The following is a 16,899-nucleotide window of genomic DNA, read 5'->3' as shown; positions in this document are numbered from 1 at the left end:
TTTCAGTTGCACTGAAAAGAATCATCGAAAACATTCGATGGACCTGAGGAGTCCAGGGCTGTCACGGTAAATGCCTCCGCACCGACGAGAGGAAGCCGTGACAGTCCTGGACCAGGAAGAAGCCGTACGGACCGGGGGCGCGCCCCGCCCAGCCGGTCCCGCCACCACCCGCACCGCCACCGCCCGCGGCGTCGCCCTCACCGGCCTCGCGCTGGCGCTGACCGCCACCGTGGCGTGGTCCGGCAGCTTCGTCGCGACCCGGGCGCTGCACGACAGCGTGCCGCCCGTGCAGGCCGTCTTCTGGCGCTGGGTGATCGCGCTGCTCGCCGTGGCGCCCCTGACGCTGCGCCAGGTCTGGCGGCAGCGCGCGGTCCTCCGCCGCCACCTGCGCTTCCTGCTCCTGGCCTCGCTGCTCGGCGTCGCCCTCTACAACACCCTGGTCCACCAGGCGGGGCTGACCACGCCGGCCGGCACCATGGGCATGTTCATGGCCGCGTCGCCGACGCTGATGGTGCTGCTCGGGCGGTTCGGACGCGGCGGCGAGCGGATCGGCGCGCGGCGCGCCGCCGGCATGCTGATCGCGACCGCGGGCGTGCTCACCCTGATCGGCAAGGGCGACCCGACGGCCCTGTTCCGGCTGGACCTGAACGCCGGCAGCCTGTGGATGCTCGCGGCCATGGCCTGCTTCGCCGGGTACAGCGCGCTGCTGCGCCACAAGCCGGCGGAGATCGCCGGCCCGGTCTTCCTGTGCGTGACCTTCGTGCTCGGCACGCTGATGCTGGCACCCGCGTACGCCGTCAGCCTCGCGGTGCAGGGCGGCTTCGCGCCCGGCGCCGACACGGTCGGACCGCTGCTCTACGTCGGGATCCTCTCCTCCGCCGTGGCCTTCTTCGCCTGGAACAAGGCCATCTCCCTCGTCGGCGCGGCCCGCGCGGGCGCCGTCTACTACCTCCAGCCGGTCTGCGTGGCCCTGCTCGCCCACCTCCTGCTCGGCGAGCGCACCGGCCCGGTGCAGATCCTCTGCACGGGTCTGATCCTCGGCGGAGTGCTGCTGGCCGCGGGCGCGCGGCGAAGAGCCGCCCGGTGACCGCATACGCTGCCCGCATGGCCGACTGGGACATCAAGAAGCTGCGGATCCTGCGCACCCTCGGCGAGCTGGGCACGGTGACCGCGACCGCCGAGGCGCTGCACATGACGCCCTCGGCGGTCTCGCAGCAGCTGACCGGGCTCGCCAAGCAGCTCGGGGTGACCCTCCTCCAGGCCCACGGCCGCCGGGTCCGGCTGACCGACGCGGCCCACCTCGTCCTCCGGCACGCCGACGCGGTCTTCGCGCAGCTGGAGCGGGCGGACGCGGAGCTGCTCGGCTACCTCCAGGGCGAGGTCGGCGAGGTGCAGGTCGGCGCGTTCTCCACCGCGATCCCGGCGCTGGTGGTGCCCGCCGTCGAGCGGCTGCGCGAGGATCTGCCGGGCCTGGTGGTCCGGGTACGGGAGGCCGAGGCCGCCGAGGCGTACGAGCTGCTGTCGGAAGGCAGCGTGGACCTCGCGCTCTCCCTCGCGGCGCACGCGCCCACGCCCCGCGATCCCAAGTTCGCCCGCTTCGAGCTGCTCGCCGACCCGCTGGACGTGGCGCTGCCGGCCGGCCATCCGCTGGCCGCCGAGCCGGGGCTGCGGCTGGCCGACCTCGCGGGCGAGCCATGGATCTTCGGGCGGAGCGGGCCGTGGTCGGAGATCACCACCACGGTCTGCGAGAGCGCCGGATTCGTGCCGGAGCAGGCGCACGCGGCGGCCGACTGGGCGGCGATCCTGGCGATGGTCGCGGCCGGCATGGGCGTGGCGCTCGTGCCGCGGATGGCGATGCGTCCGGAGCGGGGCGGCGCGGGCGTCGCCGTCCGGGTCCTCCACGCCGACCAGCCCCGCCGCCACGTCGTCGCCGCCGTCCGCCGGGGCGCGGAGGACGCTCCCGGCATGTCCCGCGCCCTGGCCGCCCTCCGCCAGGCGGCTGCGGCGCTGTCGGACCAGTAGGCGGCGTCCTGGGGGAGCGGACCTTTCAAGTTTGCTTCACGTCCACTGCAGAAACTTTCGATAGACCTGCCCGAACGGCTCTGCGAAGGTCGATGGTGTGAACACGCACTACGTGCGGTGAGCACACCTCACCCCCGGACGACGAAGGGCAGAGATGACCACCACCCCGGCCGCCTCCTCCACTGATCCGCACGCCAACGACGCCGCCCCGTACGGCGGTGGCGACCCCTACGCCGACTACCGCGGCGGGGACTTCGCCTTCACCTCGCTCGTCGACCTCGCCGACCGCCGCTTCGGTGCCGGTGTGATCGCCGCGAACGACGAGTTCTTCGCCGAGCGCGAGAACCTGCTGAAGCCGGACCGCGCGGTGTTCGACCCGGAGCACTTCGGGCACAAGGGCAAGATCATGGACGGCTGGGAGACCCGGCGCCGCCGCGGCGCCGACGGTGACCACCCCTTCCCGACCGACGAGGAGCACGACTGGGCGCTGATCCGCCTCGCCGTGCCCGGCGTGATCCGCGGTGTCGTCGTCGACACCGCCCACTTCCGCGGCAACTACCCGCAGCAGGTCACCGTCGAGGCCACCTCCGTACCGGGCAGCCCCGGCCCGGAGCAGCTGCTCGCCGACGACGTGAAGTGGGAGGAGATCGTCCCCCGCACGCCGGTACGCGGCCACGCCGCCAACGGCTTCGAGGTCACCGCCGAGCGCCGCTTCACCCACCTCCGCCTCAAGCAGCACCCCGACGGCGGCATAGCCCGCTTCCGCGTGTACGGCGAGGTCGTCGCCGACCCCGAGTGGCTGGAGCTGCTGGGCACCGTCGACCTGGCCTCCGTCCTGAACGGCGGCGCGGTCGAGGACGCCTCGGACCGCTTCTACTCCTCGCCCACCCAGATCATCCAGCCCGACCTCTCCCGCAAGATGGACGACGGCTGGGAGAACCGCCGCCGCCGGGTCAAGGGCACCAACGACTGGGTCCGCTTCCGCCTCGCCGCGCAGGGCGAGATCCGCGCGATCGAGATCGACACGGCGTACCTCAAGGGCAACTCCGCGGGCTGGGCGGCGCTGTACGGCTGCGACGGCACGCCGGAGGACGAGTCCTCCTGGTTCGAGATCCTGCCGAAGACGAAGCTCCAGCCGGACACCCCGCACCGGTTCGCGCTCCCGGCCGCGGTGACCGCCACCCACGTACGGCTCGACGTCTTCCCCGACGGCGGCCTCGCCCGCATGCGCGTGCACGGCAGCCTCACGGAGGACGGCCGCGCGGAGCTGCGCCGCCGCTTCGACGAGCTGAACGGCTGACGGAGCGGCCTACGGCCGCGGATCATCGACTCGTCCGGCGGACGGCCGCGCACGATCGCGCCGGCGCCGGACGGCACCACCACGCCGAGGCTCGGGGCGCCATCCGTCTCCGCGGACCGTCCCGCCGTCCCGGTTGCTCGCGCCCACGCGGCGGAGCCGCATAACGACAGTTCCCCGCGCCCCTTCAGGGGCGCGGGGAACTGCGCGCTCAGCGCCGACGGCGCCGCGGTAGGCCACCGGGCGCCCGGGGCATGTCGGCTCAGCCCGCGGCCACGGCCGCATCCGCGGCCTGGGCCCTGAGCGCCCGCTCGACACCCGCCCGGTTCTCCGTCACCAGGCGGCGCAGGGCCGCACTCGGCTCGGCCGCGGCCAGCCAGGCGTCCGTGGCCTCCAGCGTCTCCGGCGCGACCTGGAGCGCGGGGTAGAGCCCCACGGCGATCTGCTGCGCCATCTCGTGGCTGCGCGCCTCCCACACGCTCTTCAGCGCGTCGAAGTACTTCCCGGTGTACGCGGCCAGCAGCTCGCGCTGGTCGGTCTGGACGAAGCCGCCGATGACGGCCTCCTGCACGGCGTTCGGCAGCTTGTCCGTCTCCACGACCGACGCCCACGCCTCGGCCTTGGCCTCCGCCGTCGGACGGGCCGCGCGGGCCGTCGCGGCGTACCGCTCGCCCGCCGAGGTCCGGTCCCGCTCCAGCTCCGCCGCGATGGCCTTCTCGTCCGCGCGGCCGGTGGCGGCCAGTCGCTGCAGCAGCGCCCAGCGCAGCTCGGTGTCGACGGCGAGGCCGGTGATCTCCTCCGTGCCGTCCAGCAGGTTCTGGAGCAGGTCCAGCTGCGCGTCCGTACGGGCCGTCGCGGCGAACGCGCGGGCCCACGCGAGCTGGTGGTCGCTGCCGGACCCGGCGGCCCGCAGCTGCTTGAGGCAGGCGTCGGTCCAGTTCGCGAGGCCGGTCTCGCGCCACTCCGGCGCCGCGTACAGCTCCAGCGCCAGCTTCACCTGCCGCTGGAGGGACTGGACCACGCCGATGTCGGACTCCTTGCCGATGTTGGCGAGGACCAGCTCCAGGTAGTCGCGGGTGGCCAGTTCGCCGTCGCGGGTCATGTCCCAGGCCGAGGCCCAGCACAGCGCGCGCGGCAGCGACTCGGAGAAGTCACCGAGGTGTGCGGTGACGGTCTTCAGGGACTCCTCGTCCAGGCGCACCTTGGCGTAGGAGAGGTCGTCCTCGTTGAGCAGGATGACCGCCGGGCGCGGGGTGTTCGCGGGGAACGGCACCTCGGTGCGCTCGCCGTCCACGTCCAGCTCGATCCGGTCGGAGCGGACCAGCCTGCCGTCCTTGAGGTCGTAGCAGCCGACCGCGATGCGGTGCGGGCGCAGGACGGGCTCGCCGGTCGCGCCCTCGGGCAGCGCGGGCGCCTCCTGCAGGATGGCGAGCGAGGTGACGTTGCCCGCCGCGTCCGTCTCGATCTCCGGGCGGAGGACGTTGATGCCGGCCGTCTGGAGCCACTTCTTCGACCAGGTCTTCAGGTCGCGCCCGGAGGTCTCCTCCAGCGCGCCGAGCAGGTCCGAGAGCCGGGTGTTCCCGTAGGCGTGCGCCTTGAAGTACTGCTGCACCCCGCGGAAGAACTCGTCCATCCCGACGTACGCCACGAGCTGCTTCAGCACGCTGGCGCCCTTGGCGTACGTGATGCCGTCGAAGTTGACGAGGACGTCGTCCAGGTCGCGGATCTCCGCCATGATCGGGTGCGTCGACGGCAGCTGGTCCTGCCGGTACGCCCACGTCTTCATGGAGTTCGCGAACGTGGTCCACGAGTGCGGCCACTTGCTGCCCGGGGCGTACGCCTGGCAGGCGATGGAGGTGTACGTGGCGAACGACTCGTTCAGCCAGAGGTCGTTCCACCACTCCATGGTCACGAGGTCGCCGAACCACATGTGGGCCAGCTCGTGCAGGATGGTCTCGGCCCGCACCTCGTACGCCGCGTCGGTCACCTTGGACCGGAAGACGTACTGGTCGCGGATGGTCACCGCGCCGGCGTTCTCCATCGCGCCGGCGTTGAACTCCGGCACGAAGAGCTGGTCGTACTTGGCGAACGGGTACGCGTAGTCGAACTTCTCCTGGAACCAGTCGAAGCCCTGCCGGGTGACCGCGAAGATCTCCTCGGCGTCCAGGAACTCGGCGAGGGAGGGGCGGCAGTAGATGCCCAGCGGGACCCGCACCCCGTCCTTCTCGTAGCTGCTGTGCACGGAGTGGTACGGCCCCACGATCAGGGCCGTGATGTAGCTGGAGATCCGCGGCGTGGGCTCGAACGCCCACACGTTGTCCGCCGGCTCCGGGGTCGGGGAGTTGGACACCACGGTCCAGCCCTCCGGCGCCTTCACGGTGAACCGGAACGTGGCCTTGAGGTCCGGCTGCTCGAAGGACGCGAACACCCGCCGCGCGTCCGGCACCTCGAACTGGGTGTAGAGATAGGCCTGTTGATCGACCGGGTCGACGAACCGGTGCAGGCCCTCACCGGTGTTGGTGTAGGCACAGTCGGCCACGACCTTCAGCTCATTGCTTCCGGCCGGCAGCCCCGCCAGCGCGATCCGCGAGTCCTGGAAGACCGCGGCGGCGTCCAGCGCCGCTCCGTTCAGCACCACCTCGTGCACGGCCGGCGCCACGAGGTCGATGAACGAATCCGCACCGTCCTCGGCCACGTCGAAGCGCACCGTGGTCACCGACCGGAACACGCCCCCCTCCTGCGCGCCGCTCAGATCCAGATCGATCTCGTACGCGTCCACGGTCAGCAGGCGCGCCCGCTCCTGCGCCTCTTCACGGGTCAGATTCGTGCCAGGCACGCGGTCATCTCCTCGGTGTAGATCCTTCGTATGCGACGTTTCCGTCATCCTTCCACGCCGGGGGGCTCGGACGGCGAGTGGTAATACGGGTAGCACCGATATTCCTACCCGGGTAGCATTGGTGTCATGAAGATCAGCGTGAGCCTGCCGCAAGAAGACGTGGCCTTCGTCGACGAGTACGCCTCCCGGACCGACGCTGATTCGCGGTCCGCCGTGATACACGCCGCCATCGAGCTCTTGCGTGCCACCGAGCTGGAGGCCGATTACGAGGCGGCGTTCGCCGAATGGGACGCGAGCGACGACGCCGCGTTCTGGGACCGATTCTCGGGGGACGGGCTGGGCAATGAGGCGCGGTGACATCTACCTGGTCGACTACGAGCCTGCGCGCGGCAGCGAGGCCAACAAGGCCCGCCCGTCGGTGATCGTCTCCCACGATGGCGCCAACGCCATAGTGCAGCGGACCGGACGGGGAGTCGTCACCGTGGTGCCGCTGACGTCCAACACATCCCGGGTCTACCCCTTCCAGGCGCTGCTGCCGGCGGACGAATGCGGACTGGCGAAGGACTCCAAGGCGCAATGCGAGCAAGTGCGCGCCATGGCCCCGGAGCGGCTGCTCAAGCGCATCGGAACGGTTCCGCGGCAGCGCATGGCCGAGGTCGACGTTGCCCTGCGGCGGCACCTGGCGCTCTGACGGCGGACGGCGAGTGCGACGTCCGATTGCCGCCGGAAGTGGCGGGCCGTCGCGCGCAGGCTGGGGGCATGACCAAGTACACGCCGCGTCCCATTGACGCCGCCGCGCTGAAGGAGCTTCGTGCCGCTGACGATGCCGGGCGGCCGGTGCGGGCGTACACGGCGGCCGGGGGTGATGACCTGCTGGGCTCCGTGGGGTCGCCGCTGCGGTGCTGTCTGCGGCCCGTCCGGGCCGGGGAGCGGGTCGCGCTTGTTTCGTATGCGCCGCTGCGGCGGTGGGCCGCCGTGACGGGGGCCGAGCCGGGGGCGTACGACGAGCAGGGGCCGGTGTTCGTGCACGCCGAGGAGTGCGGCGGGCCGGACCCGGACACCACCGGCTACCCGTTCACCCGTACCGGGGCGCTGCGCGTCCTGCGGCGGTACACGGCGGCCGGGCACATCGCCGGCGGGCGGCTGCTGGAGCTGCCCGAGGACGCCGACGCGGCCCTGGACGCCGCGCTGGACGAGGCCTTCGCCGATCCGGACACCGCGCTGGTGCACGTACGGGCGGTGGAGTACGGCTGCCTGCACTTCGAGGTACGCAGGCCGTAGCGCGGGGGGGCGGAAGGGCGCGGGGCCCGTACGGACACGTGTCCGTACGGGCCCCGCGGTGGTGCCGGCGGCGTCAGCCCTTGAGCTCGGCCGCGACCAGCTCCGCGATCTGGACGGCGTTCAGCGCCGCGCCCTTGCGGAGGTTGTCGTTGGAGAGGAAGAGGGACAGGCCGTTGTCGACCGTCTCGTCCTGGCGGATACGGCCGACGAAGGACGGGTCCTGGCCGGCGGCCTCCAGCGGGGTGGGCACGTCGGAGAGGGCCACGCCCGGCGCCCCGCCCAGCAGCTCGGTCGCCCGCTCGGGGCTGATCGGGCGCTCGAAGCGCGCGTTGACCTGGAGGGAGTGGCCGGAGAAGACCGGGACCCGCACGCAGGTGCCGGAGACCTTCAGCTCGGGGATCTCCAGGATCTTGCGGCTCTCGTGGCGGAGCTTCTGCTCCTCGTCGGTCTCGTTCAGGCCGTCGTCCACGATCGAGCCGGCCATCGGCAGCACGTTGAACGCGATCGGACGGACGTACTTGTCCGGCTCCGGGAACTCCACCGCGGCACCGTCGTGCGTGAGCTTCGTCGCGTCCTGCTCGATCGCCTTGCGGGCCTGCTGGTCCAGCTCGGCCACGCCGGCCAGGCCGGAGCCGGAGACCGCCTGGTAGGTGGAGACGATCAGGGCGGTCAGCCCCGCCTCGGCGTGCAGCGGGCGCAGCACGGGCATCGCGGCCATCGTGGTGCAGTTCGGGTTGGCGATGATGCCCTTGGGGCGGTCCGCGATCGCGTGCGGGTTCACCTCGGAGACCACGAGGGGGACCTCGGGGTCACGCCGCCAGGCGGAGGAGTTGTCGATCACGACCGGGCCGGCCGCCGCGACCTTCGGCGCCAGTTCCTTGGAGGTCGAGCCGCCGGCGGAGAACAGGACGATGTCCAGGCCCGAGTAGTCGGCCGTCGCCGCGTCCTCGATCGTGATCTCGGTGTCCTGCCACGGGAGCGTGCGACCGGCGGAACGGGCCGAGGCGAACAGGCGCAGCTGCTCCACGGGGAAGTTCCGCTCGGCGAGAATCCCTCGCATCACACCGCCGACCTGGCCGGTGGCTCCGACGATTCCGATCCTCATGGCTCTCCTTCTAGGGAACTGGCGACGATTTCCGAAAGGAAACCCTGCTCAGAAGTCCGCCCATCATGCGTGTGACACCCGTCGCCTTGTCCAATCGGTTTCACGGACTGGAGCGGAAAACGAATCTTGCCATGCGGACAAGTGACTTCTGAGTCGCTGCTGCCCTCCCATAATCTCCTACGCGAAGGACAGTGCGAAGGTCACGACGAGGTGCCGGCACGAAGACCGTACATTCCGGTACCGAACGGGGCGTACCAGCCCCCAGAGAGGCCCCGCTCCTGTGACCGCCCCCGCCCCGACCGCCGACGCCCCGGAGGCCACCGCCCCCGACGCCGTACGCACCGCCCGCTCCGGGCGGGCCCTGCGCTCCGCCGCCCCGCCGCGCCCCCGGCCGCTCGTCCTGCTGGCCGCGACCTTCGCGATCGGCCTCGCGCTGCTCCTGCTGGCGGGGACCGGCGCCCTCATCGAACACCCGGTGCTCATCCCGCCGCTCGCGGCCAGCGCCGCCCTGATAGCCGGTGCCCCGGCGCTGCCGCTCGCCCAGCCGCGGAGCGTCATCGGCGGCCATCTGCTCGCGGCCGGCGTCGGCTTCCTCGTGGTGGCAGCCGCGGGGCCCGGCGTCTGGAGCGCGGTCGCGGCCGGCGCGCTGGCCTTCGGGGCGACGTCCCTGGCCCGCACGCCGCACTCGCCCGGCGTCGCGACCTCCGTCATCGTCGGCTTCCAGGGGCCCGACCCGCTGCCCTTCCTCGCCCTGCTGGCCGCGGCCACCGTGATCCTCTCCACCGTCGGCGTCTGCCTGCACCGCCTGAGCTCCCGGAAGTACCCGGCGTACTGGTGGTGACGCGCGCCCCGGCGTGCCGGTGAGGCGGCGCACACCCCGCGTCTCCCGTGCGCGGTCCGGTACCCCGTGAGGTGAACACGACGTGACGCGCGGCCGCCCGGCCCGCGAGCGGTCCGTTGCGGGCGGACCACGCCCCGGCCCGGCCGTGATCCCTGTGCGGAGATGGGCGGCCGCCGTTGTGGTCATGTTCACGCGCAGTCCACCCCCGGTGCGAAACATCCCTGGTGAGGGGGCGGTCGGCCCGCCCCGACACCACCGCGTCCGCACTCGGGGAGTTCGCGCATGTCCCGCACACGGTCCGCCGCCACTCTCGACCGCCGTACCTTCCTCGCCGCCACCGGAGTGGCCGGCGCCGCCGCCGGGGCCGGACTCACCCTCGGGCTGACCGGCCGGACGGCCACCGCCGTGCCGGCCCAGGCCGGACCCCCGCCCTTCGCGCCGCAGCCGGTCGCCGCGCCCGCCGTGCCGCCGGTGCCGTTCCGCCGCGGCACCACCCTCGACTCCGTCGCCACCCCGCGCGGCACCGCCGGCTACCGCCGCCTCGGCGACGGCCCCGCCTGGTCCCGCGTCGTCCGTACCGAACTCGCGTCGGCGCGCTCCGGGCGCGACGAGCGGCGGACCACGCTCGCCTCCTTCGTCCAGTTCACCGACCTGCACCTGGTCGACGTGCAGAGCCCGCTGCGGTACGAGTACCTGCGCGCGCAGACCGCGAGCGCCTGGCGGCCGCAGGAGGCGCTGTCGGTGGCCGGACTGGTCTCGCTGATCGAGCGGGTCAACGCGCTCAAGGGCGGCCCCGCCACCGGCTCGCCGCTCGCGTTCGCCATGACCACCGGCGACAACACCGACAACAACTCCAAGATCGAGCTGGACTGGTTCCTCGCCGCGATGAGCGGCGGCCGGATCATCCCCAACACCGGTGACCCGCGGCACTACGAAGGCGTCCAGGACAGCGACCTGAAGCTGTACTGGCAGCCGGACAGCGACCTGCGCGACGCCGACAAGCAGCTCGGGTTCCCGCGGCTGCCCGGCTTCCTGGACGCCGCGATCCGCACCGTGCACAGCCCCGGCCTGGACATCCCCTGGTACACCACCGTCGGCAACCACGACCAGCTGCCCGGCGGCTGCTACGCCCCCGGCGACTCGTACTGGACGGAGATCGCGACCGGTGGCCGGAAGCTGGAGACGCTGCCGGCGGACGAGGCCGAGCGGGTCTGGACGGCGGTGAAGAAGGGCCTGGACCCCACGGGCGCCGACTTCAAGACCCTGATGAAGGCGAACCGCCGGCACACCCGGCAGGTGACGCCGGACCCGCGGCGGGCGCCCTTCACCCGCGCCGAGTACGTACAGGCCCACCTCGACCCCGCCTACACCGGCAAGGGCCCGCACGGCCACGGCTTCACCGAGGCCAACGTCCACGACGACCAGCTGTACTACAGCTTCCAGGTGTCCGACGACGTGATCGGCATCAGCCTGGACACCACCGACCCCGGCGGCCACTACACCGGCTCCGTCGGCACCGGCCAGCTGCGCTGGCTGGAGCGGCAGCTGAAGGAGCACAAGGACTCCTACGTCCTGATCTTCAGCCACCACACCAGCAAGACCATGGACAACACCCGTCCCGACCCGGCCCGCCCGGACGAGGGGCGGCACGGCGGTGACGAGCTGATCCGGCTGCTCTCCGGCCACCGCAACGTGCTGGCCTGGATCAACGGCCACAGCCACAAGAACGACATCACCGCGCACGACGGCTTCTGGGAGGTCTCCACCGCGTCCCACATCGACTTCCCGCAGCTCGCGCGGGTGATCGAGGTGGTGGACAACCACGACGGGACGGTCTCGCTCTTCACCACCCTCGTGGAGTCGGCGGCGCCGCACCGCACGGACTTCCACGACCTCTCGCAGACCGGCCTCGCCGCCCTCTACCGGGAGCTCGCCCTCAACGCCCCGGAGGCCCGCACCGACCTCGCCGGGCAGCCGGGCGACCGCAACACCGAACTCCTCCTCAAGCGCTGACGCCGAAGGCGCGGAACGCGCGGGGGCGGGTCCGGCACCGGACCCGCCCCTCCCGCTTCCCGCGAGTGCCGCCGCGGAGGCTACTTCGGCAGCACCGCCACGTACGCGCTCGGCTCCCGGTCGACCGCCGCCATGAGGGCGGTCCGCACCACCATCGCCTGCTGCTCGGGGGCCTCCCGCAGCTTCTTGGGCGTCACCTGCACGACCGTGATGCCCAGCCGCTCCAGCCGCTCACGGGTACGGGTGTGCTCCGGCCACAGCGTCCGGTCGGCGTACTTCGGGGACCGCGCGTCGATCGTCAGCGCCACCGACTGCACCGGCCAGAAGGCGTCCACCCCGCCGAGGTACGGGCCGCCCGGCAGCCGCAGGTCCACGTTCCACACCGGGTCCGGCAGCCGGTGGTCCCGCACCAGCGCGTACAGCATCCCCTCGGCGAGCGCCCTGCCCTCCGCCAGCAGGCCGTCCACCGCGTCCATCACCTGGGGCTTGCCCAGCAGCCGGGCCCGGCTCAACTCCCGCACCACCGCGGTCGGATCGCAGTGCCCGCCGCGCACCGCCTCGCTCAGCAGCCGGCGGATGGCAGTCGGCCCGCCGACCGCCTCCAGCGCGGTCATCTCGCTCTCCCCGAACCCCGACCGGGTGGTCTGCGGTCCGGTCAGCCGGGCCACCGCGTCGGCCAGCGCTCTGGGGACCGGGGCCACCGGCAGGCCCGTGACCTCGACCGCTGGCGGCGGCGTCTGGGCCCGGACGATCCGCGCGAAGCCCGCCGAGCGCAGCCGCCGCGTGCGCGGCACCAGCACCTCGATGCGGTCCAGGGACAGCAGCGGGGGAGCGGAGGAGAAACGGTGCAGGGCGAGCGCCGCCAGCCCGGTGATCATCGCCTCGGGCTCGTGCCGGTCGGCGCCGCCCTGCGGCGGTACGGCGGGCTCCCCGTCCGGCCCCGCTGACGCCGCCGGGGTGCGCCGGGCCGCGTACAGCAGGACGGCGTGCAGCCGCTCCTCACTGGTGGGCGGGCCGGGGTGGAGCAGGTGCACCCCCGGCAGGATCTGCTGCCAGGGGCCGCCGGGCCGGCACCGCTCGGCGAGGTCGGACGGCGCGATGCCGTGCTCGCGCAACTGCCGTGCGGTCAGGACGCGGTGCCGTACATCGGAGAGGTGGTGCAACGGGCGGGGAGAGAGCGGGGTGTTGTGGTTCATGTCACCGCCCTTTCCCTCGCCCGAGCCGCTGCCTAACCGCTGTTACCGATCCGTCGACGTTTACGCACAACCGCGTCCTAAAGTACGAGCGTTCGACGGCCGATAAGTGCTGGTCCTACCCGGGGTTACGGCCTCGCGCCGACCTTTGCGTCACAAGCCTGTGCCCGCAGCGCCCGCGCGAGATCGTCGCGCGACTCCGACACCAGGCGGCGCAGCGCGGGGGCGGCCTCCGGGTGCGCGATGAGCCAGGCGTCGGCCGCGTCCAGCGTCTCCGCGCTGCTCTGCAGCGCCGGGAAGAGGCCCCGGACGACGGCCATCCCGATCTCGATCGACCGCTCCTGCCACACCTTCTGCACGGCGTCGAAGTACCGCGGCGCGTACGGCGCGAGCAGGGCCCGCTGGCCGGGCTGGTCGAAGCCCGAAATCGTGGCTTCCACCAGGGCGTTGGAGAGCACGTCGGACTCCACCACGTCCGCCCAGGCACGGGCCTTGACGTCGGCGGACGGCCGGGCCGCCAGGCAGCGGACCTGGTGCCGCTTCCCCGACGCGGTGTCGTCCCGGGCCAGTTCGGCGTCGATCACCCGCTCATTGACGGCGCCGTGCGCGGCCAGCGGCTCCAGGAACGCCCAGCGCAGCTCCTGGTCGACCTCCAGGCCGTCGATCTTCGCGGTGCCTTCCAGCAGGCCGTTCAGCAGCTGGAGGTCGGACTCGGTGGAGGCGACGGAGGCGAAGAAGCGGGCCCAGGTCAGCTGGTGGCCGCTGCCGGGCTCGGCGAGCCGCAGCTCGCGCAGCGCGCCCTGGGCCAGCAGCTGCGCGCCGGGCTGCCGCCACTCGGGGGCCGCGTAGTGGTGCAGCGCGGTGCGGGCCTGCGCGTGCAGGGTCTGCAGCACGCCGATGTCGGACTCCCGCCCGGCGAACCGCAGCACGATGTCGAGGTAGTCGCGGGCCGGCATCAGCCCGTCGCGGGTCAGGCCCCACAGCGCGGACCAGCACAGGGCGCGCGCCATCGGGTCGGTGATCTCGCCGAGGTGGCCGCGCAGGGTGGCCAGCGACCGCTCGTCGAAGCGGATCTTGCAGTACGTCAGGTCCTCGTCGTTCACCAGGATCAGGTCGGGGCGCTCGGCCCCCGCCAGCTCCTCCACGGCCGTGCGCTGCCCGGAGACGTCCAGCTCGGCGCGGGCGTACCGGACCAGCGCGCCGTCCGCGCCGGCGCGCCGGTACAGGCCGACCGCGACCCGGTGCGGGCGCAGCTCGGGCCGGGCCGGCGTGGCCTCCTGGAGGACGGACAGCTCGGTGACGCGGTCCTGCGCGTCGTAGGTGACCTGCGGGGTGAGCGCGTTGACGCCGGCCGTCTGCAGCCAGGAGCGGGACCAGGCGGCCAGGTCACGGCCCGAGGTCTCCTCCAGCGCGGACAGCAGGTCGGCCAGGGTGGTGTTGCCGTACGCGTGGCGCTTGAAGTAGCGCCGCGCGCCGTCCAGGAAGGCGTCCCGGCCCACGTACGCCACCAGCTGCTTGAGCACCGAAGCGCCCTTGGCGTAGGTGATCCCGTCGAAGTTGAGCTTGGCGTCCTCCAGGTCCCGGATGTCGGCGGTGATCGGGTGGGTGGAGGGCAGCTGGTCGGCGCGGTACGCCCAGGCCTTGCGGCCGTTGGCGAAGGTGATCCAGCCGTCCTTGAAGCGGGTGGCCTCCGCCAGCGACAGCGCGCCCATGAAGTCCGCGAAGGACTCCTTCAGCCACAGGTCGTCCCACCACTCCATGGTGACCAGGTCGCCGAACCACATGTGCGCCATCTCGTGCAGGATGACGTTGGCCCGCCGCTCGTACGACGCCTGCGTGACCTTGCCGCGGAAGATGAACTCCTCGCGGAAGGTGACACAGCCCGGGTTCTCCATGGCGCCGATGTTGTACTCGGGGACGAACGCCTGGTCGTACTTGCCGAAGGGGTACGGGTAGTCGAAGTGGTCGTGGAAGAAGTCCAGGCCCTGCTTGGTGACGGTGAAGACGTCGTCGGCGTCGAAGTGCCGGGCCAGCCCCTTGCGGCAGAGCGCGCCGAGCGGGACCTCCAGCTCGGTCCCGTCCTCGAACGTACGCCGGTAGGTGTCGGAGACGTAGTGGTACGGGCCGGCGACGACGGCGGTGATGTACGTGGAGATGGGCTGCGTACGGGCGAAGCGGTGCACGGTGCCGTCGCCGGGGCCGGCCTCGGCGCCGTTGCTGAGCACGACCCAGCCCTCGGGCGCGGTCACCTCGAACTCGAAGGGGGCCTTGAGGTCGGGCTGTTCGAAGTTCGCGAAGACCCGGCGGGCGTCGGCCGGCTCGTACTGCGTGTAGAGGTAGACCTCGCCGTCCTCGGGGTCGACGAAGCGGTGCAGGCCCTCGCCGGTGCGGCTGTAGGCGCACCGCGCGTCCACGACGAGGACGTTCTCCGCGGCCAGGTCGGGCAGGGCGATCCGGGCGCCGTCGAAGACGGCCGCGGGGTCCAGCTCACGGCCGTTCAGCGTCACCCGGTCGACCTCGGGGGCGACGAGGTCGGCGAAGGTGCCGGCGCCCGGTTCCGCGCAGCGGAAGCGGAGGGTCGTGCGGGAGCGGAACGTCCGGGAGGCGTCCCCCTGCTCCACGGCGGACCGCAGGTCCAGGGCCACTTCGTACCCGTCGACGGTCAGCAACCGGGCCCGTTCGCGGGCCTCGTCTCGGGACAGGTTTTCACCGGGCACGACGCGACTCCCTCGTCTGTGTCTCGAATATCGAACACTGGGAATCATGGCACGCTACGCCGCGGTTGAACCGGCTACCGACCCGCTCGTAGAGGAGACTCTCGTGTCCGACACCGGCAATACCCCCGCAGACTTCTGGTTCGACCCGCTGTGCCCGTGGGCCTGGCTGACCTCCCGCTGGATGCTGGAGGTGGAGAAGGTCCGGCCGGTGGAGGTCCGCTGGCACGTGATGAGCCTCGCGGTGCTGAACGAGGACAAGCTCGACGACCTGCCCGAGAACTACCAGGAGATGATGCGGACCGAGGCGTGGGCCCCGGTGCGGGTCTGCATCGCGGCCGAGGAGAAGTACGGCAGCGAGGTACTCGCCCGGCTCTACACCGCGCTCGGCACCCGCTTCCACAACCAGGGCCTGCCGCGGAACCGCGAGACGATCCTCGCGGCGCTGGAGGACGCGGGCCTGCCCGCCGAGCTGGCGGACGCCGCCGACACCGACGCGCACGACGAGCGGCTGCGCGCCTCGCACAAGGAGGGCATCGACCTGGTCGGCCAGGAGGTCGGCACGCCGGTGATCGCCGTCCCCGGTGCCGACGGCGACCAGATCGCCTTCTTCGGCCCGGTCGTCACCCCGCACCCCAAGGGCGAGGAGGCCGCCAAGCTCTGGGACGGCACCCTGATGGTCGCGTCCATCCCGGGCTTCTACGAGATCAAGCGCACCAGGACAGCGGCCCCGAGCTTCGACTGAGCGGCGCCCCTGTAGGGGCGCGGGGAACTGCGCGACAAGCCACGACGGCGCCGCAGCCGTTGCACATACAGAACCGCCCCCGCGAGTCACGTCCTCGCGGGGGCGATTCTTCTATCCGCCTGCCGGGGTGAACGGTGAGAAGACGATCACGAGGCAGGCTGCTTACCGGCGCCTCCGGCGCCTAGGGCGCCAGGAGCAGGTTGTTCGCGCGCTCCTTCGCGGACGCGTACCGCTTGGCGACGTCCTGCCAGTTGACGACGCGCCACATGGCCTCGATGAAGTCGACCTTCTGGTTCTTGTACTGGAGGTAGAAGGCGTGCTCCCAGGCGTCGAAGACCAGGATCGGGACCGAGCCCTGGCCGACGTTGCCCTGGTGGTCGTAGATCTGCTCGACGATGAGGCGGCCGGTGACCGGCTCGTACGCGAGGACGCCCCAGCCGGAGCCCTGAGTGGTGGCCGACGCCTTGGTCAGCTGGGCCTTGAACTTGTCGAAGGAGCCGAAGCTCTCCGCGATGGCGTCGGCCAGCTCGCCCACGCCGTCCTTGTCCAGGGGCTCGCCGCCGCCGTCGCCGGTCATGTTGTGCCAGTAGATGCTGTGCAGGATGTGGCCGGAGAGGTGGAAGGCCAGGTTCTTCTCCAGGCCGTTGATCGAGCCCCACTGGTCCTTGTCGCGGGCCTCGGCGAGCTGCTCCAGGGTGTCGTTGGCGCCCTTCACGTAGGCCGCGTGGTGCTTGTCGTGGTGCAGCTCGATGATCTCGGGGCTGATGACGGGCGCCAGCGCCGAGTAGTCGTAGGGGAGTTCAGGAAGTGTGTAGGTCGCCATGTACGCCCAGCCTCCAAGCTGCTCAACAG

14 protein-coding genes are annotated in these 16,899 nt (G+C 72.1%); 9 read left to right on the top strand and 5 right to left on the bottom strand.

Translation table 11 applies throughout. From position 1 onward, the window contains the following. Positions 1 to 97 precede the first annotated feature (97 nt). From ACZ6WH_RS27920 to alc, 3 genes are all read left to right on the top strand, one after another. Complete coding sequence (locus ACZ6WH_RS27920; RefSeq protein WP_469731570.1) at positions 98 to 1,087, top strand: DMT family transporter; 990 nt, start codon at positions 98 to 100, stop codon at positions 1,085 to 1,087. 17 nt (positions 1,088 to 1,104) lie between these two features. After that, a complete protein-coding gene (locus ACZ6WH_RS27915) occupies positions 1,105 to 2,022 on the top strand; it encodes a LysR family transcriptional regulator (protein ID WP_469731568.1) in 918 nt (305 codons plus the stop codon). Positions 2,023 to 2,176: 154 nt separating this feature from the next. Next, positions 2,177 to 3,322 carry an allantoicase gene (alc, locus tag ACZ6WH_RS27910; RefSeq protein ID WP_469731566.1) on the top strand — a complete coding sequence of 382 codons (1,146 nt, stop codon included), beginning with the start codon at positions 2,177 to 2,179 and terminating at the stop codon, positions 3,320 to 3,322. Positions 3,323 to 3,581: 259 nt separating this feature from the next. Here the strand turns inward: alc and pepN (ACZ6WH_RS27905) are convergent, their stop codons facing one another. Continuing rightward, complete coding sequence (gene pepN, locus ACZ6WH_RS27905; RefSeq protein ID WP_469731564.1) at positions 3,582 to 6,155, bottom strand: aminopeptidase N; 2,574 nt, start codon at positions 6,153 to 6,155, stop codon at positions 3,582 to 3,584. Positions 6,156 to 6,281: 126 nt separating this feature from the next. Here pepN (ACZ6WH_RS27905) and ACZ6WH_RS27900 point away from each other — a divergent pair, with 126 nt between their 5' ends. The 3 genes from ACZ6WH_RS27900 (at position 6,282) to ACZ6WH_RS27890 (ending at position 7,436) form a co-directional block, all read left to right on the top strand. Continuing rightward, a complete protein-coding gene (locus ACZ6WH_RS27900; protein ID WP_469731562.1) occupies positions 6,282 to 6,512 on the top strand; it encodes a ribbon-helix-helix domain-containing protein in 231 nt (76 codons plus the stop codon). Beyond that, positions 6,499 to 6,846, top strand: a complete 348-nt coding sequence (locus tag ACZ6WH_RS27895; RefSeq protein ID WP_469731560.1) for a type II toxin-antitoxin system PemK/MazF family toxin — start codon at positions 6,499 to 6,501, stop codon at positions 6,844 to 6,846. The genes ACZ6WH_RS27900 and ACZ6WH_RS27895 overlap by 14 nt, the downstream gene beginning before the upstream one ends. 68 nt (positions 6,847 to 6,914) lie before the next feature. Next, the gene (locus tag ACZ6WH_RS27890; RefSeq protein WP_469731558.1) at positions 6,915 to 7,436 is read left to right on the top strand and encodes a DUF1203 domain-containing protein; all 522 of its coding nucleotides are present in this window, start codon (positions 6,915 to 6,917) and stop codon (positions 7,434 to 7,436) included. 73 nt (positions 7,437 to 7,509) lie between these two features. On the opposite strand, the gene ACZ6WH_RS27885 is transcribed toward ACZ6WH_RS27890, so the two are convergent. Continuing rightward, entirely contained in the window at positions 7,510 to 8,541 is a 1,032-nt protein-coding gene (locus ACZ6WH_RS27885; protein ID WP_469731556.1) for an aspartate-semialdehyde dehydrogenase, read from the bottom strand. A gap of 280 nt (positions 8,542 to 8,821) precedes the next feature. On the opposite strand from ACZ6WH_RS27885, the gene ACZ6WH_RS27880 reads away from it, so the two are divergent. Both ACZ6WH_RS27880 and ACZ6WH_RS27875 read left to right on the top strand, forming a co-directional pair. Beyond that, the gene (locus ACZ6WH_RS27880; protein ID WP_469731555.1) at positions 8,822 to 9,382 is read left to right on the top strand and encodes an HPP family protein; all 561 of its coding nucleotides are present in this window, start codon (positions 8,822 to 8,824) and stop codon (positions 9,380 to 9,382) included. Positions 9,383 to 9,664: 282 nt separating this feature from the next. Further along, positions 9,665 to 11,395, top strand: a complete 1,731-nt coding sequence (locus ACZ6WH_RS27875; RefSeq protein WP_469731553.1) for a TIGR03767 family metallophosphoesterase — start codon at positions 9,665 to 9,667, stop codon at positions 11,393 to 11,395. 80 nt (positions 11,396 to 11,475) lie between these two features. Here ACZ6WH_RS27875 and ACZ6WH_RS27870 read toward each other — a convergent pair whose 3' ends face one another. Together ACZ6WH_RS27870 and pepN (ACZ6WH_RS27865) are read right to left on the bottom strand one after the other, a co-directional pair. Then, complete coding sequence (locus ACZ6WH_RS27870) at positions 11,476 to 12,591, bottom strand: hypothetical protein (RefSeq protein WP_432854416.1); 1,116 nt, start codon at positions 12,589 to 12,591, stop codon at positions 11,476 to 11,478. Positions 12,592 to 12,716: 125 nt separating this feature from the next. Next, on the bottom strand, positions 12,717 to 15,305 hold the full coding sequence (pepN, locus tag ACZ6WH_RS27865) for an aminopeptidase N (protein ID WP_469731551.1): 2,589 nt from the start codon (positions 15,303 to 15,305) through the stop codon (positions 12,717 to 12,719). A 103-nt stretch (positions 15,306 to 15,408) separates the two neighbouring features. On the opposite strand from pepN (ACZ6WH_RS27865), the gene ACZ6WH_RS27860 reads away from it, so the two are divergent. Next, positions 15,409 to 16,047: a mycothiol-dependent nitroreductase Rv2466c family protein gene (locus tag ACZ6WH_RS27860; protein WP_432854409.1), complete on the top strand. Its 639-nt coding sequence runs from the start codon at positions 15,409 to 15,411 to the stop codon at positions 16,045 to 16,047. A 181-nt stretch (positions 16,048 to 16,228) separates the two neighbouring features. Here ACZ6WH_RS27860 and ACZ6WH_RS27855 read toward each other — a convergent pair whose 3' ends face one another. Further along, positions 16,229 to 16,870 carry a superoxide dismutase gene (locus ACZ6WH_RS27855; RefSeq protein WP_361566632.1) on the bottom strand — a complete coding sequence of 214 codons (642 nt, stop codon included), beginning with the start codon at positions 16,868 to 16,870 and terminating at the stop codon, positions 16,229 to 16,231. Positions 16,871 to 16,899: the final 29 nt, after the last annotated feature.

It is taken from the genome of Streptomyces sp. NPDC050806, assembly GCF_055586425.1.
Note: the sequence above shows the minus strand (reverse complement) of the source record. Positions and strands in the feature narration are given on the sequence as shown.

Bases quoted from the DNA above. Each gene is read 5' to 3' on its own strand.
- ACZ6WH_RS27900 (WP_469731562.1), top strand. From the start codon at position 6,282: ATGAAGATCAGCGTGAGCCTGCCGCAAGAAGACGTGGCCTTCGTCGAC.
- alc (WP_469731566.1), top strand. From the start codon at position 2,177: ATGACCACCACCCCGGCCGCCTCCTCCACTGATCCGCACGCCAACGAC.
- ACZ6WH_RS27875 (WP_469731553.1), top strand. From the start codon at position 9,665: ATGTCCCGCACACGGTCCGCCGCCACTCTCGACCGCCGTACCTTCCTC.
- ACZ6WH_RS27885 (WP_469731556.1), bottom strand. From the start codon at position 8,541: ATGAGGATCGGAATCGTCGGAGCCACCGGCCAGGTCGGCGGTGTGATG.
- ACZ6WH_RS27890 (WP_469731558.1), top strand. From the start codon at position 6,915: ATGACCAAGTACACGCCGCGTCCCATTGACGCCGCCGCGCTGAAGGAG.
- ACZ6WH_RS27870 (WP_432854416.1), bottom strand. From the start codon at position 12,591: ATGAACCACAACACCCCGCTCTCTCCCCGCCCGTTGCACCACCTCTCC.
- ACZ6WH_RS27915 (WP_469731568.1), top strand. From the start codon at position 1,105: ATGGCCGACTGGGACATCAAGAAGCTGCGGATCCTGCGCACCCTCGGC.
- ACZ6WH_RS27855 (WP_361566632.1), bottom strand. From the start codon at position 16,870: ATGGCGACCTACACACTTCCTGAACTCCCCTACGACTACTCGGCGCTG.
- ACZ6WH_RS27895 (WP_469731560.1), top strand. From the start codon at position 6,499: ATGAGGCGCGGTGACATCTACCTGGTCGACTACGAGCCTGCGCGCGGC.